We start from the raw sequence: 17,104 nt of genomic DNA, 5'->3' as shown, positions 1-17,104 counted from the left end.
GGATTGCTTCGCTGCGCTCGCAATGACGATAACTCACAGAAGCGCACGCCCATGAATCACGACACCTACCCCGACGACTACATTCGCGGCATCCTCAACGGCGTGAAGGTGATCGCGATGGTCGGCGCCTCGCCGTCCGAGATCCGGCCGAGCTTCTTCGCCTTCAAATATCTGGTGCAGCGCGGCTACGACATGATCCCGGTGAACCCAGGCCATGTCGGCAAGAGCCTGATGGGCCGCCCGTTCGTCGCCTCGCTGGCCGACATCGGCCGCCCGCTCGACATGGTCGACATCTTCCGAAGCTCCCAGCACATCATGCCCGTCGTCGACGAGGCGCTGAAGCTGTCACCGCTGCCGAAGGTGATCTGGATGCAGCTCGGCGCACGCGACGATGCCGCGGCCGAGAAGGCCGAGGCGGCCGGCATGAAGGTGGTCATGAACCGCTGCCCCAAGATCGAATATGGCCGGCTGTCCTCGGAGATCTCCTGGATGGGCGTCAACTCCCGCACCATCAGCGCCAAGCGCGCGCCGATCCCCACACAAGGCATGCGGCTGTCGCTGAACCGCACCAGTGTCGGCGGCGGCGCCACGACGGCGGCCGACCGTGCCGCGAAGGATAGAAGCGATCCGACCTGACGCATCTGCGAAAGGAACGTGTCGCGACCGCCGCGCGACACAGCAACGCATTCCAAATCGGAAATGACCTCGCCTGCCGCCTTGACGGCATCCCGGCCGCTGGCAAATGTCCTCCGTCGGGATGACGCGGAGGCGCACGACGACGCGCTATCGACACCGTCTCCCATCATTGATCCCCGTGCCGGCCGGCGCCGCCGCGCGCGGGATCCAAGCCCACGAGGAAACACCATGACCGAACGTGCCCCCGGATTCGCCACCCTCGCCATTCATGCCGGCGCCCAGCCCGACCCGACCACCGGCGCGCGGGCGACGCCGATCTATCAGACCACGTCGTTCGTCTTCAACGACGCCGACCACGCCGCCTCGCTGTTCGGCCTGCAGGCGTTCGGCAACATCTACACCCGCATCGGCAACCCGACCAATGCCGTACTCGAGGAGCGCGTCGCCGCACTCGAGGGCGGCACCGCCGCGCTTGCCGTCGCCTCGGGCCATGCCGCGCAGGTCGTGGCGCTGCAGCAGCTGCTGTCGCCCGGCGACGAGTTCATCGCCGCGCGCAAGCTCTATGGCGGCTCGATCAACCAGTTCACGCATTCGTTCAAGAGCTTCGGCTGGAACGTGGTGTGGGCCGACACTGATGACGTCGCGAGCTTCGAAGCCGCGGTGAGCCCGCGCACCAAGGCGATCTTCATCGAGTCGATCGCCAATCCCGGCGGCACCATCACCGACATCGAGGCGATCGCGCAGGTCGCGCGCGAGGCGGGCGTGCCGCTGATCGTCGACAATACCTTGGCCTCGCCCTATCTGATCCGCCCGATCGATCACGGCGCCGACATCGTGCTGCACTCGCTGACCAAGTTCCTCGGCGGCCACGGCAACTCGATCGGCGGCATCATCGTCGACGCCGGCACTTTCGACTGGGCCGGCAGCGGCGACAAATATCCGATGCTGACGCAGCCGCGTCCCGAATATCACGGCATCCGCATCCACGAGACCTTCGGCAATTTCGCCTTCGCGATCGCCTGCCGCGTGCTCGGCCTGCGCGATTTGGGCCCGGCGCTGTCGCCGTTCAACGCGTTCCTGATCCTCACCGGCATCGAGACCTTGCCGCTGCGCGTGCAGAAGCACAGCGACAATGCGAAGGCGGTCGCCGAATATCTCAGCAAGCATCCGGCGGTCGCCTTCGTCAGCTATGCCGGCCTGCCCGAGGACAAGTACCACGCACTCGCCCGCAAATATTCGCCGAAGGGCGCCGGCGCCGTGTTCACTTTCTCGCTCAAGGGCGGCTATGACGCCGGCGTCAAGCTGGTGTCGAATTTGAAGCTGTTCTCGCATCTCGCCAATGTCGGCGACACCCGCTCGCTGGTGATTCACCCCGCCTCGACGACGCACAGCCAGCTCGACGACGCCTCGAAGATCAAGGCCGGCGCCGGCCCCGACATCGTCCGCATCTCCGTCGGCATCGAGGACAAGGAAGACCTCATCGCCGACCTCGAGCAGGCGCTGAGCGCGTAAGCAGCGAACCACGCGTTGAACTGACGTATGCGCCGCAAGCGTCTGTCACCAGCGCTTGCGGCCGTCCTTCGAGACGCCCGCCTCCGGCGGGCTCCTCAGGACGAGGTCCGAGTTTGCGGCGACGTTGCAAATCTCAGCCCTCCGACCGGGGGCCTCTCAATGAACACGCCTCTCGGCGTGTTCATGGTCGGGGGTGCAGTGCCGCCCCGGCTTTCGACCCTCATGGTGAGGAGCGCCTCTTGGCGCGTCTCGAACCATGAGGCCACCGCTCCCGCAACGTCCACCATCGGGCCACACTGGCGCTAACGCGCGAGAGCTTCGTCCAAAAACAAGGAGAGCGCGGGCAGCCCCCCTGGGCTTCCGCGCTCTCCTTCGTCCCACGGTCGGGCCGTTGCCGGCTTCTCGAACCGCGCCCTCGTTAACTCATCGCCTCATGACATCTGGTGCAGCATCCGCGCATGCATCTGCCCCGCGAGCGGCAGCGCCGTCGCCGCGATCTGCCGGCTGACCGCCAGCGCCCGCAGGCAGGCTCCGTCCTCATCGATGGCAGCATGGTCGGTATGGAATGAGCCTGTCCGTGATTGCGAATGTTGGCGCGCCGACGCGCAAAACGGGATCACCGACATGCTCGAAACCTTCTGGTCTGAGACTCTGATGAAATGCAGCAGAGATTCTGTCCCGAACGCGGACCTCCGGCCCTTCGTTCCGCCAGCCTTCAAAATCGCCGGCGGCCGTAAACTTGCACCAGCAGATGTTAACAGAAGCTGAAAAAGCCCGTCCTTCTACGGGCGATTGCAGCCCGGATTCGAGCCGGGAAAGTTTTCGTTAACCATAAAAGCCCCATCCTACCGTCCATGGAATCGCGCGGCACCCGACGTCGCGGGCGCCGGCCACGGCGGCAGCGCGAGACTTGATGTGTCAGAAGGCTGGAGAGCAGAATGCGTATGTTGGTCATCATGATGCTGCTGGCAGCCACCGCCGCGAATGGCGTCGTGCTCGCTGCCGACCTGCCTGGCATCCACGACAAGGTCGTCCACTACAAGGCCCGCCGCGCCGCCAAGGCCCCGCCGCCGGTGGTCGTGGTCAAGGACCAGGACTCGCTGATCTCCCCGATGCTGCCCTCGACGCCCCTGCTGCTCGGCCGCCAGGAGCTCCCCGGCTATTACGGCCGCGCCTTCTCGTATGACTATCAGGGCCCGTATTACGGCGGCGAAGGCTATACGAACTACATGTTCCGATTGCCCTATGCGTGCGGCGTGACGGGGTATTGCTGAGCGCGCGCCCTGCGGAATCCGCTCCTGCCAGCACCAAAGCCCCTTCCGGCGCAGCCCCGCTTCGCCTAGAAGTTGCTCATGGAGCCATCTGCCTTCCATCCGGAGGACAAGGCCCGGTCGCTGATTGACCGGCAGCTTGAGGCATGCGGCTGGCTGATCCAGTCCAAGGACGAGCTCAATCTCGGCGCCGGCCTCGGCGTCGCCGTCCGCGAATTTCAGACCGATTCCGGCCCCGTCGACTACGGCCTGTTCGTTGGGCGCAAACTCTGCGGCGTGATCGAGGCCAAGCCGGCAGGCACCACGCTGTCCGGCTTTGCCGAACAGGCCTCGCGCTACATCGCCAGCGTCCCCAAGCATCTGGTCCGGGCCGAAGGCCAGGTCCGTTTCGAATATGTCGCCTCCGGCACCGAGACCCTGTTCCGGGACCATGCCGACCCCGACCCGGCCTCCCGCCGGGTGTTCGCCTTCCACCGTCCGGAGACGCTGGAGCGCTGGCTCAAGGAGCCCGCCACCTTGCGCGCGCGCCTCCAGGCGATGCCGCCGGTCATCACTGACGGCTTGCGCGCCTGCCAGAGCGACGCGATCTCGGCGCTGGAAGCCTCGATGCGGCAGAACCGCGCCCGCGCACTGGTGCAGATGGCGACCGGCGCCGGCAAGACCTTCACCGCCTGCACGCTGTCCTACCGCCTGCTCGCCCATGCCGGCTTCCGCCGCATCCTGTTCCTCGCCGACCGCGCCAATCTCGTGCGCCAGACCCGCGACGAATATCTCGCTTTTCGCCCGCCCGGCACCGGCCGCTCCTTCTCCGAAATCTATAACGTGCAGAAGCTCGGCGCCGCCGGCCTCGACAAGGACGCCCAGATCGTCATCGCCACGATCCAGCGGGTCTATTCGGTCCTGACCGGCAAGGAGCTGGCCGAAGAGGAGGAAGAGGCCTCCTCCTTCGAAGCCGCCCGCGCGGACACCGAGCGCCTCGTCGCCTACAATCCGACCATCCCGATCGAGAGCTTCGACCTCGTCATCACAGATGAATGCCACCGCTCGATCTACGGCACCTGGCGCCAGGTGCTGGACTATTTCGACGCCTTCATCGTCGGCCTCACCGCGACGCCGGCCCTGCACACCCTCGGCTTCTTCGGCCGCAACCTGGTGGCACAATATCCGTTCGAGCGCTCGGTGGTCGACGGCGTCAATGTCGGCTTCGACGTCTTCCGCATCAGAACCGAGATCGGCGAGCGCGGCAGCACGGTGAAATCCGGCTATGAGATCCCGGTGCGCGACAAGCGCACCCGCGCCCAGCGCTACGAGACGCTGGATGCCGACTTCACCTACACCGCCGCCCAGCTCGACCGCACGGTGCTCGCCACCAATCAGATCCGCACCGTGCTGGACGCCTATCGCAACGCGCTGTTCACCGAGCTGTTTCCCGGCCGCACCGAGGTGCCCAAGACCCTGATCTTCGCCAAGGACGATCACCACGCCGAGGAGATCACGACCATCGTCCGCGACGTCTTCGGCAAGGGCAACGACTTCGCCAAGAAGATCACCTACAAGACCGACGGCGCCGATCCCGAAGGCCTGATCCGCGCCTTCCGCAACGACTACAATCCGCGCATTGCCGTCACCGTCGACATGATCGCGACCGGCACCGACATCAGGCCGCTGGAGGTCGTGATCTTCCTGCGCGACGTCAAGTCCGAACTCTATTTCGAGCAGATGAAGGGCCGCGGCGCCCGCATCATCTCGCCCGACAAGCTGCGCGAGGTCACGCCCGACGCCGACGCCAAGACGCGCTTCGTGCTGATCGATGCCGTCGGGGTCACGGAAAGCCTGAAGAGCGTGTCGCAGCCGCTGGAGCGGCAGCGCGCGGTCTCGTTCGACCGGCTGATCGACGACATAGCCGCCGGCCGCCGCGACGACGATGCCTTCGCCACCCTGGCCGGCCGGCTCGCCGCGCTCGACCGCCGCATCGGCGACAAGGACCGCGCGGCGATCGCCAAGGCCGCTGGCGGGCTCGACCTGCACGGTCTCGCCAGCCGCCTGCTCGATGCCATCGATCCCGACGTGCTGGCCACGCGCGTCTCGCCCGAGGCGCCCGAACCGGAGCAACAGAAGGTCCGCGACGCCGCCAAGGACGAGGCGGCGTCCGTGTTCGACGATCCGGCGCTGCGGCGCCTGTTGAAGGAGGTCAAGGCCGCCGCCGACATCCGCATCGACACCATCTCGGTCGACGCCGTCGTCTCCTCCGGCTGGGACGAAAAGAAGGCCACCGACACCATCGCCCGCTTCCAGCGCTTCCTGACCGAGCGGCGCGACGAGCTGACCGCGCTGCAGATCCTGTATCATCTGCCCTACGCCCAGCGCCGCCTGACCTACGAGGCGGTCGACGAGCTGCGCGAGGCGCTGAAACGCCCGCCCTGGCTACTGGAGCCGCCGGACATCTGGCGCGCCTACAAGCGGCTCGCCGCCGACAAGGTCCGCGGCAATCCCGCCGGCACGCTGGCTGACATCGTCATGCTGGTGCGCTATGCCATCGGCGAGGCCGAGTCGCTGGAACCGCTGCCCTCAGTCATTGCCGGCCGCTTCAACCTCTGGCTCGGCCGCGAGGAGAAGGCGGGGCGCAGCTACAGCGACGCGCAACGCAACTGGCTGATGGCGATCCGCGACCATCTCGCCGTCAACATCGAGGTCAGGCCCGAGGATTTGATGGAAGCCCCCGAGTTCACCGCCCGCGGCGGCATCATCCAGGCCCGCGCGCTGTTCGGCGCGCGGCTGCCGGCGCTGCTGGATGAGATCACGGATGCGTTGGTGGCGTGATGGATGCAGCGAGTTCCGTGACCACAGTCGACGCTAATAATCGGGAAAGCCAATGGGAATTGCCGGAGAGTTGGTCTTGGATCCCGCTCGGAGAAATTGTCGATATTCATGATCACCGCCGTCGCCCAATCAGGGCACAGGACAGACAGACGCGGATTCAAGGAAGATCCTCGGCTGAGCTATTTCCCTATTACGGCGCAACAGGCCAAGTCGGTCTGATCGACGGATTTCTGTTCAACTTTCCTGCAATTCTTCTGGGCGAGGATGGTGCACCATTTCTGGATCGCCAGCGAGCGAAAGCGTACGCCGTCGAGGGCAAATACTGGGTGAATAATCACGCCCACATCTTGACACCAAGAGGCTCCGTGCTTGCTCGATGGCTTCTTCATTCACTCAACTTCGTAGATTATGAGCCGCATGTCGGTGGGACGACCCGACTAAAACTAACCAAGGCCGATCTTGAGCAAATTCCTATTCCTCTCGCTCCCCTCGCCGAACAACGCCGCATCGTCGCACGCATTGACGAGCTGTTCGCCGAGATCGCCGCAGGCGAAGCCGCACTTGCCGACGCGCGCAAGGGCCTCGAAACCTTCCGCCGCGCGCTGTTGAAGGCGGCGGTCACGGGTGAATTGACCAGGGATTGGCGAACGACCTATTCACCGAGGGTCACTGGCCACGAGATCATTCAGCAACTGAAAAAAGCAGAATCAGCCAAGTCGCGTGGAACGAGCCCGAACGATATCCGAGCAAATCTGATGCCCTTCCAACTTCCGGCGAGTTGGGCGTGGACAACAGTGGAAAACGTTGGACTGGTTCAACTTGGTCGACAGCGTGCACCACAGCACCACACGGGCGACTACATGAGACCATACATGCGAGTCGCAAACGTGTTTGAGGATCGCATCGATGTTACTGACGTCAAGGAGATGAATTTCACACCTGATGAGTTCGAAACCTTTCGGCTGCACGATGGGGACATCTTACTCAACGAAGGGCAGACGCCTGATCTGCTGGGACGGGCCGCGATTTGGAGGGAGCAGATCGACGGTTGTTGCTTCCAAAACACCTTGATCCGTTTTCGCGCCAAGGAAGGTATCGCACCGGAATGGGCTCTCATGGTGTTTCGAGCCTACCTCCATATGAAGCGCTTCAAGCGGGAATCTCAAATCACGACCAACATCGCCCATCTTTCGGCTGGACGTTTCTCAAAGATCGAGTTTCCCGTTCCACCTCCTGAAGAGGCGACGGAGATACTGGGTCGCGTCTCCAACGCCCTTTCTGCCGCAGCCGACACCCTGTCTTCCCTTGACGCCGAGGCCGCCGATGCAGCGCGCCTGAAACAGGCCATCCTCAAGTCCGCGTTCGAAGGCAGGCTGGTGCCACAAGACCCCGCCGACGAGCCGGCCAGCGCGCTGCTGGCGCGGACCGCGGCCGAACGGCCGGCGCAGCCGGTCAAACGCGGCCGAGGTAAACGCTCTGCCGGCAAAACCGCTTGAATCCCCACCCTAAGTCGCGAATGATGCGCTAACTAGCGACATCGCTTTGGAGAGGACGATGCGAGTTTTCAAGCATGGCGATGGTTTGGCCGTCTGTCTGCCTCAGTCCGTCATCGCCGAACTAGGTCTCCGGGAAAGCGACGATGTGACCGTCGTCAGGGCTGAGAAGGGTGTCATCGAGATCGATAGCAAGGAAGCACGGCGGCGGCTTGCCATCGATAGCCTTGCATCGCGAAATTGGACGCTCCCGCCCGACTACAAATTCGGCCGCGAAGAAGCCAACGCGCGGTCATCGCACTCTCCAGACTCTCCTCTCGGACCAAACCCAACGAAATGAACCCGCAAACCCTCGTCGCCAAGGTCTGGAATTTCGCGCATGTGCTGCGCGACCAGGGCGTCTCCTATCAGGCCTATATCAGCCAGATTTCCTATCTGCTGTTCCTCAAGATGGACGAGGAGCGGGTCGAGCTGGTGGGCGAAGCCTCGATGCTGCCGAAGGGCGCGCATTGGAGCGACATCAAGGACCTTGCCGGCGAGGAGCTGAGCGCCACATACGCCAAGCTGCTGGAGACGCTGTCGCGCCAGGGCGGCATCATCGGCGCGATCTTCCTGAAAGCGCAGAACGAAATCCAGGACCCGGCGAAGCTGAAGCGGCTGGTCGGCCTGATCGACGGCGAGACTTGGCTCGGCCTGTCCGTCGACGTCAAGGGCAGCATTTATGAGGGGCTGCTCGCCCGCAACGCCGAGGACGTCAAGTCCGGCGCCGGACAATACTTCACGCCGCGCCCGCTGATCGAGGCCATTGTCGAGGTGGTCGATCCCAAGCCGCAGCAGACCATTCATGATCCCGCCTGCGGCACCGCCGGCTTCCTGCTCGCCGCCTGGGAGCACATGAAGGGTCACGCCAGCGCGCGCGACCGCGGCGTCTATTCGGCGCTGAAGAACAAGTTCTCCGGCGTCGACATCGTGCCCGAGGTGGTGCGCCTCGCCGCGATGAACCTCTATCTGCATGGGATCACCGGCGTCGAGTCGATCGTCGAGGCCAAGGACGCCCTGCTCGGCGCCGGCGGCAGGACCTATGACGTGATCCTGACCAATCCGCCATTCGGCAAGAAGCAGAGCTATCGCATCGTCCGCGATGACGGCGAGATCGACAGCGAGCGCGACGATTACGACCGGCAGGACTTCTTCGTCACCACCTCGAACAAGCAGCTCAACTTCCTGCAGCACATCATGACGGTGCTGAGCGCCAACGGCGAGGCCGCTGTGGTGCTGCCGGACAACGTGCTGTTCGAAGGCGGCGCCGGCGAAACCATCCGCCGCCGGCTGCTCCAGAACTTCGACTTCCACACCCTGCTGCGGCTGCCGACCGGCATCTTCTACAAGCAGGGCGTCAAGGCCAACGTACTGTTCTTCGACAAGCGCCCACCCTCCGAGCAGGCGGCCACCAAGGATCTGTGGATCTACGACCTCCGCACCAACCAGCGCTTCACCTTGAAGGAGCGGCCGATGGTGCGCGCCGATCTCGATGATTTCGTCGCCTGCTATCACGCCGGCGCGCGCGCCAAGCGCGTCGAAACCGAGAAGTTCAGGCGCTACCCGCTCGCCACCCTGCTCGCCCGCGACAAGGTCAACCTCGACATCTTCTGGCTCAAGGACAATACTCTGGATGATCCCGACCTGCTGCCGCCACCCGACGAGGTCGCGGCGGAGGTGGTCGAGAGCCTGCAGACTGCGCTGGACCGCTTCCGCAGCGTCGCGAGGGCCCTTGGAGGAGAGTCCAACCCATGAGCGATAACCCATCCGATCTGGCGGAATTCTGGGCCGAACTCGACGCGCTCGGCGCTCGCGATTTTCTGTCGGAGGGAACTCCCGATGATCCCCCGCTCGAGCCTGACCAGCGTGTCTTTTTCGACGAGCAATAGTGTCAGGCGGTTCTGCCATCGCCGTTGGGGCAACCCGTTGCAACTTTGCGCTTGCTTATTTCTGCAAATCAGAATATCGTCACGTCATTCCTGCCCAGCCGAGGGGCGCTTCCGGATCGTCCAGTTGCGTAGGGCATGGAATGCGGTGGATGTGGCGGGCCGTGCGCGGGCGAAAGCTGGCGCGGACGAGCGGCCTGTCATGGACGGCGAAATCGCGTGGTCCTGGCGCCTCGACGCTGGCGTCAAGTCTCGTGGCGGTGCTCACGCATCACGAGGTGACGGGGGCAAGACAGCCGATCCCCGGGGAGATCGCGTATAAGCGTTAAAACCATCGCGCAGGGAAGGCCGGGTGTTTCCAGGCCGTACCTGTGGTGACCGCCGCGTGCTTTTTTTGTTGCACGCGGGCCATGGGTGCCGGCCAGGCATCCGGCCTTCCCTGCGCCCTCGCGTGTTTCGAGGGTGAAACGATCGGCATGACTCGGCGTGATCGGCGCGCGAGGATGAGAACGTTTGTTTTTTGAAATGTTCGTTGAGGGCGAATGACCGCGCGCCATCCTCAGTCGTCATCCCCGCGAAAGCGGGGATCCAGTACGCCGCGGCCCATCGAGGACTCACGACCGTCTCTGGGATACTGGATCGCCCGGTCAAGCCGGGCGATGACGGCGGAGATGGTGGCACGAGCGCGAACGAGCGCGAAGGTGAAGTGCACTGGCATCTCCGCGTCATTGCGAGGAGCGCAGCGACGAAGCAATCCAGAGTCGTGGGCGGGACTCTGGATTGCTTCGCTTCGCTCGCAATGACGGAGGAGAGACTTTACCCCGCCTGCCCCGCGGCTACCGCCGCCTGCGGCACTGCGACCGCAGCCACCCGCCGCGGCGACATCCGTTCGGCCTGCAGCACCGCGAACGTCAGCACGATGAGCGCCGTGCCCTGATGCAGCAGCGCCAGCGAGATCGGCACCACCATCAGCAAGGTCGCGATGCCCAGCACCGCCTGCACCAGGATCGCCGCGAGCAGCCGGTGCGCGCCGCGCACCACGGCGCGGCCGGCGCCCGCGCGCATCACGTCGAAGGCGTGCCACGCCGCCAGCGCCAGCAGCGCGTAGGCGGTCATGCGATGCATGAACTGCACCGTCAGGTGGTTCTCGAACAGGTTGAACCACCACGGCGAATGGGCCCACAGATTGGCCACCTTGGGGATCAGGGCGCCGTCGATCTCGGGCCAGGTGTTGTAGACAAGGCCTGCGCGCAAGCCCGCGACCAGCGCACCGAGATAGAGCTGCACGAAGGTGACGCCGACCAGCACCCACGCCGTCAGCCGCAGCCGTGCCGGCACCTCGATCTCGTCGCGCGGCTTGAGCCGCCGCAACGTCCAGACGATCGACGCGAAGATCAGAAGCGCCAGCGACAGATGCGTCGCGAGACGGACCGGCGCCACCTCGGTGCGCTCGGTCAGGCCCGAGGCCACCATCCACCAGCCGACCGCGCCCTGCAGCGCGCCGAGGCCGAAGATCAGCCAGAGACGGCGGCCGAGCGGCCCGGACACGGCGCCGCGCCACAGGAACCACAGGAACGGCAGCAGATAGACCATGCCGATGACGCGGCCGAGCAGCCGATGGCCCCACTCCCACCAGAAGATGGTCTTGAACTCGCGCAGCGTCATGCCGGCATTCATCTGCCGGTACTGCGGGATCCGCTTGTAGGCCTCGAAGGCGTCGGTCCAGGCCTGCTCCGAGAGCGGCGGCAAGGTGCCGGTGACCGGCTTCCATTCGACGATCGAGAGCCCGGATTCGGTCAGCCGCGTCGCGCCGCCGACCAGCACCATCAACGCGATCAGGCCGGCCACGACGGTGAGCCAGATGCGGATCGCGGCGGTGTCTCGGGTAACGGGAACCGTGGTCATGGAGGTTGAACGCTCGATTGAACCTAAGCTGTCAGGCCCTTATAATCCCAGTGAATTCGCGCGCAAGCCGCGCCGCCCCCAACGCAGGCTGACATTCCCGTCATGACGATCCGCACCCGCAAACTGATCGGCGCCCTGGCGCTGCTGCTGCTCGCCTTTGCCTGGTCGATGATGGGCATGGTGCTGGCGCAATTCCCCCTGATTGCCAATTCCGGCTGGATGCAGGCGGTGTATTACGTCGTCGTCGGCATGGGCTGGGTGCTGCCGGCGATGCCGATCGTGAGCTGGATGCTGCGTCCCGATCCGGCGCGGGAAAGCTGATCGACCGGGCTGATCAGCCGAGGTCGAGCTCAGCTGGTGGCGCGAATTTTTGTCGCGGCAGGGTCACCCCGGCCATCAGCACCTTCAACGCCCGCAGCGATCGCGAGCGGCCGTCCCAGGCGATCCGCGGCAGCGTATGCAGATGGGTGCGCCCCTCGCTCTGCACCACGCCGCCGACCGCCGTGGCGGCGCTGACGAAGCCCGCTTGCTCCGCCAGCACGGCGTCGCCGCGGCGGAACGACTGGGGGTCACCGAACGGGTACGCCATGTGCCGGACCGGCCGGCGCAGCGCGGTTTCCAGCACCGCCTTGCCCATCGCGATCTCGCGCTGCGCGTCGGCGTCGCGGAGATGGGCCAGCACGGGGAAATTCACGGTGGCGCTGCCGATCGTGACGTTGGGATCGGCAGCCAGCCTGGCGATGTCGGCCCAATCCATCGACGCCTCACGGCTCAGCGCGGCGAGGTCCACCGAATGGCGCGAGCAGAGATCGCGAATCGCGACCGACAGCTCCGCGGGCGGCAGCTTGCGCAGCCAGCCGAAGAGATAGGCGAACAGCTCGTATTTCTCGGCCGCCTTGAACACGGAGAAGCGCTGCTCGCGATGATCGATAACCAGATTGATGCGCGCCTCGCGCGCGATCACCGCCTCGAGCGCCAGCCACCACGCCTCGCCGAGGCCATCGGGAAAAGCCGTGGGCACATACACCGCGAACGGCACACCGTGGCGGGCCAGCACCGGATAGGCGTGCGTGATCATATCTTTCGACGCGCCGTCGAACGTCAGGCAGGCAAAGCGCCGACTTTCAGGCAGCCGGACCGAGCGATGACAGGCCTCGTCGAGCGAGACGATGTCATAGCCCCATCGCTTCAGCGCGCGGATCACCTGGTCGAGGAAGGCCGGCGTGATCTCGATCTGCTTGAGCGGTTGAAACGCGCCCTTGCGGCGCGGCCGCACGCGCTCGAACCGCAGGATGGCGCCGGCCCCACCCGTGGCACGCGAGGCGATCAGCGCGCGGCCGCTGAAATAGGCCAGTTCGAGCCGGGCGCTCCGCAGCCAGCTGTTGTCCGACGACAATTCCCGCGCCCCTTTCCGAAAACCGACTTGAAACGAAGCCGTCCGTGCCCACCTGATGCTGACAGACCATGGCGCGATCGCGTCATGTTCGCCACCACCGGATTTTTAAGAACATTCCCTCTTAAGATCGGGTGCCGAAAGCCGATTTGAACAGATCTTAGCTGCCCGTCTTTGTTTACTGCCCGTCTTTCCCGATTTGGGACGCGACCATTGCCATTACCTTTTGTTGAGACTTCTTTGCGAGGGTCGGCCGACGCCAAGCAACAAAACTCCAAAATATCATCCAAGACAACGCGAGCTGCGCGATGACCATGGCCGCCGTGATCGAGAGCCGGACGGCGCAGGCGCATCGGCCGATGTCGGACATTGCGCGGATCGAGGTCATCTCCGATCTCGCTCAGGCCGAGCCGGTCTGGCGCGCGCTCGAAGTCCCCGACAACCTCGCAACGCCCTATCAACGCTTCGACCTGCTGGCCGCCTGGCAACGTGAGGTCGGCGTCCACGAGCGTGCAACGCCCTTCATCGTCATCGCCCGCGATGCCGAGAAGCGCCCCCTGATGCTGCTGCCGCTCGCCCTGCGCCAGGTCTTCGGGGTTCGCGTCGCCTCCTTCATGGGCGGCAAGCACAGCACCTTCAACATGCCGCTCCTGGAGCGCGACTTCGCCGCGCGCGCGAGCGCTGCCGACCTCGACATGATGCTGGCGAGCCTGCGCGAGCACGGCTGCGCCGACGTCCTCGCCTTCACGCAACAGCCGAAACACTGGCGCAACCTCGCCAATCCCCTCGCGAGCTGGCCACATCAGTCGTCGGTGAACGACTGTCCCGTGCTGCTGATGCCGCCGGGAGCGGCGCCGACGGCCTTGTTGTCGAACTCGTTTCGCAAGCGCCTCAAGAGCAAGGAAAAGAAGCTGCAGGCGCTGCCCGGCTATCGCTACATGATCGCGCGCAGCGACGCCGAAATCGGCGACCTGCTCGACTGGTTCTTCCGCATCAAGCCGGTCCGCATGGCCGAGCAGAAACTGCCGAACGTGTTCGCCGAGCCCGGCATTGAGGCCTTCATTCGCAACGCCTGCATGGCACAGCTCGGCTGCGGCCATCGCGCGATCGAGATCCACGCACTGCGCTGCGACGCCGAGATCATCGCGATGTTCGCGGGCGTCGCCGACGGCGCACGCTTCTCGATGATGTTCAACACCTACACGCTGTCGGAGAACGCGCGCTGGAGCCCCGGGCTGATCCTGATGCGCTCGATCATCGATCACTACGCGCAGCAGGATTTCCGCGCGCTCGATCTCGGCATCGGCTCTGACGACTACAAGCGGATGTTCTGCAAGGACGACGAGCCGATCTTCGACAGCTATGTCCCGCTCACCGCGCGCGGGCGTCTGGCCGCCAGCAGCATGGCCGCGCTCGGGCGGGCCAAGCATGCCGTCAAGCACAGCCCTGCTCTGTTCCGCCTCGCGCAGCGCCTGCGCGGCGCGATGCAGGGACGCGGCGGCGCGCCGCAGGGCGAAGCCAAGGCCGAGGACTAGGCGGCGACGCCGTGGCGGCCCGGCTGATTGCGGTTGGCGCCGTCGACCGGCGCGTTCAGCATGGTGACGGCGGCAAAGCCGACCTCGCGCAGCTGCTCGCTCATCTGGCTGCGCGCCTCGGCAGGCATGGCCGGATCGGGCACGACGACGGCGCGCGCGCCTGTCGTCAGCAGCTCGGCCGGCAGGTCGGAGGCGTTGCCGGCGTCGAGCAGCACGTGGTCGTAGACGCGTAGCAGCGCGTCGATCGCGAGCGACAGCCGCGGCGATTGCAGCTGGTTGCGGTCGGCGCCGGGACGGCCGGCATTGACCAGGTGCAGCCGCGAGGCCTGGTCCTTGGTGATGATGGACGAGAACGACGCTTCGCCCAGCATCAGCTCGATCAGCCCCGGCGCCGCCGGGTCGACCGAGAGGCCGGCGAGCAGCTGCGGGCTGCCGGCGAGATCGACGAGCACCACGCGGGCCTGTTGGGCCATGGCGCGGGCGAGCGACAGCGCGGTGGTGGTGACACCCGTGGCGCCAGCCGTGCCGAGCACGGTGACCTTGCGGGCCGCCTCGCCCGCGGCGACGAGATCAGCAGCGAGCTGCTCGAGCTCGCCCAGGGGCGGCGGCGGAGCGGCCGGCGCCGGAATCGGCGACGCTGCGGCGGCTGCCGTCGCCTCGGACACGGGTGCAGGAGGAGGAGCTTGAGCGATGGCAGGCGACGCCACCGCGACGGACTCGACCACGGTCGGCGCGGGCCTCGCCGAAACGGCCGGCGCGGCCATCACCGGCTCGACGCGGGCCATCGGCGCGGCGGTGAGGACCACGGTCGTCATCTGCGTGCTGGCCGCCGTGCGCGGCGCGGTCAGGCGCAGCAGCTCACCGGTGATCACCACACCCGAGGTCAGCATCAAGGTCGCCAGCGTCGCGATCAGCACGATCGGCAGCTTCTTCGGATAGGCCGGCGTGTTGGACACCACCGCCCGCGAAATGATCCGCCCCTCCGCCGGCGGCGTGTCGAGCGACACGCGGGTGTCGGCCTCGCGATACTTGGCGAGATACGATTCGAGGAGGTCGCGCTGCGCCTTCGCATCCCGCTCCAGCGCCCGCAGCTGGACATCCTGGCTGTTGGTGGAGGACGCCTGCTTCTTCGCCTGATCGAGGCTCTGGGTCAGCATCTGCACCCGCCCCTCGGCGATGCGGGCGTCGCTGTCCAGCGAGCGCGAAATTTTCCCCGCCTCGTCGCGAATCTGGCGATCGAGATCCGCCAGTTGGGCCTTGAGCTCCTTGATGCGCGGGTGGTTGTCGAGCAGCGTCGACGACTGCTCGGCAAGCTGCGCGCGCAGGTTCACGCGCTGCTCGGACAGCCGCCGCATCAGCTCGGAATTGAGCACCTCGGAGGCTTCGATCGGCTGACCGCTCTGCAGCATCTCCCGGATCAGCCGCGCCTTGGTCTCGGCATCGGACTTCAGCGCCCGGGCATTGTTCAGCTGGGTGTTGACCTCGCCCATCTGCTGGTTGGACAACGAGGTGTTGTTGGTGCCCATGAACGAGTTCGACTTGGACCGGAAGTCCTCGACGCGGGACTCCGCCTCCTCCACCTTCTTGCGCAGGCTCTGGATCTCTCCGGCAAGCCACTGGCTCGCCGATTTCGCCTGCGCCTGGCGGGCATTCTGCTGCAGGACGAGATATCCGTCCGCGATCGCGTTGGCCACCTGCGCGGCGAGCGCAGGATCCTGCGACTGGAATTCGACGACGAGCACGCGAGATTTATCCACCGCATAGACCGTCAAACGCTCGTAATAGGCATCCATCACGCGCTCTTCCGGCGTCATCGCGAGCGGATCCCGGACCAGCCCCATCATCGCGGCGACCGACTTCAGCGGCGACACGCCGCGCAGCACGGAATCGAACTCCGGCAGCTCGCCGAGCTTGTTCTTGCGGATGATGTCCCGAGCCAGATCGCGCGACAGCACCAGTTGCACCTGGCTGGTGACCGCCTCGGGATCCAGCGCCGTCCGCTCCTCGGTGCGCTCGCCGTTCGGGCGCACGAACACGTTCTCGCGGCCATCGATCAGGATGCGCGCTTCGGACTTGTAGCGCGGCGTGATCATGTTGACGGCCGTGACCGCGAGGCCCAAGGCGAGCAGCGTCGGCAGGACAATGAAAACACGCTTCCGCGCCAATGCGCGACCGATCAGTCTGATATCCAGATCGCCCGACGCATCAGGCTCGGCCGAAGCCGGCACGCTCACGACCGGACGGGCCGACGCTTCGTCAACCTGCTGCTTCTTGCCGGCACGCCAGAACGCCAACCGCATCATCCACTCCCGCGAGACCAACGCCACGCCGCCACCCTACGTGGTAGAATTACACTCCATTAAGGTTGCTGACGGGTTAATCCCGAACGCCTACAGTCTGAGGATCATCACCCGCCTCCATCCCATCCTATCAGGAGACGCTTTGCGCCAGATCGTCACAATGTCGCAGCGCACGGCCCCGACATCAGACTTTGTTAACCATCACTCCCTTATCGAATAAGCAGCCACCAAGAGTCAGCGACGAGAGGCGCCCGTGCTTCCTCACTCCGCCAGTCGTCAGATCAGTTCGCGCAGCAGCGCCTGGCACCAGCTTG

General features: G+C 65.4%; 14 protein-coding genes. 10 read left to right on the top strand and 4 right to left on the bottom strand.

Annotated elements, in window-relative coordinates; all coding sequences use genetic code 11:
- Positions 1-51: 51 nt before the first annotated feature.
- Together ACQR1Y_RS33355 and ACQR1Y_RS33350 are read left to right on the top strand one after the other, a co-directional pair.
- Positions 52-636, top strand: a complete 585-nt coding sequence (locus tag ACQR1Y_RS33355) for a CoA-binding protein (protein WP_009027888.1) — start codon at positions 52-54, stop codon at positions 634-636.
- Between the two features lie 228 nt (positions 637-864).
- A complete protein-coding gene (locus tag ACQR1Y_RS33350) occupies positions 865-2,148 on the top strand; it encodes an O-acetylhomoserine aminocarboxypropyltransferase (protein ID WP_434879848.1) in 1,284 nt (427 codons plus the stop codon).
- A gap of 431 nt (positions 2,149-2,579) precedes the next feature.
- Here the strand turns inward: ACQR1Y_RS33350 and ACQR1Y_RS33345 are convergent, their stop codons facing one another.
- Positions 2,580-2,774, bottom strand: coding sequence for a hypothetical protein (locus ACQR1Y_RS33345; protein ID WP_434879847.1), 195 nt, complete (start codon positions 2,772-2,774; stop codon positions 2,580-2,582).
- A 312-nt stretch (positions 2,775-3,086) separates the two neighbouring features.
- Between ACQR1Y_RS33345 and ACQR1Y_RS33340 the strand changes: the two genes are divergently transcribed.
- From ACQR1Y_RS33340 to ACQR1Y_RS33315, 6 genes are all read left to right on the top strand, one after another.
- Positions 3,087-3,422, top strand: a complete 336-nt coding sequence (locus tag ACQR1Y_RS33340; protein WP_434859197.1) for a hypothetical protein — start codon at positions 3,087-3,089, stop codon at positions 3,420-3,422.
- Between the two features lie 78 nt (positions 3,423-3,500).
- Positions 3,501-6,239, top strand: a complete 2,739-nt coding sequence (locus tag ACQR1Y_RS33335; RefSeq protein WP_434879846.1) for a DEAD/DEAH box helicase family protein — start codon at positions 3,501-3,503, stop codon at positions 6,237-6,239.
- A 17-nt stretch (positions 6,240-6,256) separates the two neighbouring features.
- On the top strand, positions 6,257-7,735 hold the full coding sequence (locus ACQR1Y_RS33330) for a restriction endonuclease subunit S (RefSeq protein WP_434879845.1): 1,479 nt from the start codon (positions 6,257-6,259) through the stop codon (positions 7,733-7,735).
- A 58-nt stretch (positions 7,736-7,793) separates the two neighbouring features.
- Entirely contained in the window at positions 7,794-8,072 is a 279-nt protein-coding gene (locus tag ACQR1Y_RS33325) for an AbrB/MazE/SpoVT family DNA-binding domain-containing protein (RefSeq protein WP_434879844.1), read from the top strand.
- Positions 8,069-9,526 (top strand): N-6 DNA methylase, encoded by a 1,458-nt coding sequence (locus ACQR1Y_RS33320; RefSeq protein WP_434879843.1) that lies wholly within the window; start codon positions 8,069-8,071, stop codon positions 9,524-9,526. The genes ACQR1Y_RS33325 and ACQR1Y_RS33320 overlap by 4 nt, the downstream gene beginning before the upstream one ends.
- Positions 9,523-9,660, top strand: coding sequence for a hypothetical protein (locus ACQR1Y_RS33315; RefSeq protein WP_434879842.1), 138 nt, complete (start codon positions 9,523-9,525; stop codon positions 9,658-9,660). Before ACQR1Y_RS33320 ends, ACQR1Y_RS33315 begins: the two co-directional genes overlap by 4 nt.
- A gap of 813 nt (positions 9,661-10,473) precedes the next feature.
- Here ACQR1Y_RS33315 and ACQR1Y_RS33310 read toward each other — a convergent pair.
- Entirely contained in the window at positions 10,474-11,562 is a 1,089-nt protein-coding gene (locus ACQR1Y_RS33310; protein WP_434879841.1) for a COX15/CtaA family protein, read from the bottom strand.
- A gap of 102 nt (positions 11,563-11,664) precedes the next feature.
- Between ACQR1Y_RS33310 and ACQR1Y_RS33305 the strand changes: the two genes are divergently transcribed.
- Complete coding sequence (locus ACQR1Y_RS33305) at positions 11,665-11,883, top strand: DUF2842 domain-containing protein (protein ID WP_434859201.1); 219 nt, start codon at positions 11,665-11,667, stop codon at positions 11,881-11,883.
- 13 nt (positions 11,884-11,896) lie between these two features.
- Here the strand turns inward: ACQR1Y_RS33305 and ACQR1Y_RS33300 are convergent, their stop codons facing one another.
- Positions 11,897-12,958, bottom strand: a complete 1,062-nt coding sequence (locus ACQR1Y_RS33300; protein WP_434879840.1) for a polysaccharide deacetylase family protein — start codon at positions 12,956-12,958, stop codon at positions 11,897-11,899.
- Positions 12,959-13,263: 305 nt separating this feature from the next.
- Here ACQR1Y_RS33300 and ACQR1Y_RS33295 point away from each other — a divergent pair, with 305 nt between their 5' ends.
- A complete protein-coding gene (locus tag ACQR1Y_RS33295) occupies positions 13,264-14,490 on the top strand; it encodes a GNAT family N-acetyltransferase (protein ID WP_434879839.1) in 1,227 nt (408 codons plus the stop codon).
- Here the strand turns inward: ACQR1Y_RS33295 and ACQR1Y_RS33290 are convergent.
- The gene (locus tag ACQR1Y_RS33290) at positions 14,487-16,790 is read right to left on the bottom strand and encodes a GumC family protein (protein WP_434879872.1); all 2,304 of its coding nucleotides are present in this window, start codon (positions 16,788-16,790) and stop codon (positions 14,487-14,489) included. The genes ACQR1Y_RS33295 and ACQR1Y_RS33290 overlap by 4 nt on opposite strands.
- Between the last annotated feature and the right edge of the window lie 314 nt (positions 16,791-17,104).

This window comes from Bradyrhizobium sp. HKCCYLRH3099 (assembly GCF_051167855.1).
In the GTDB taxonomy this organism is placed as follows: Bacteria; Pseudomonadota; Alphaproteobacteria; order Rhizobiales; family Xanthobacteraceae; genus Bradyrhizobium.
The sequence above is the reverse complement of the archived record's forward strand: the minus strand, read 5'-3'. Positions and strand labels throughout refer to the sequence as shown.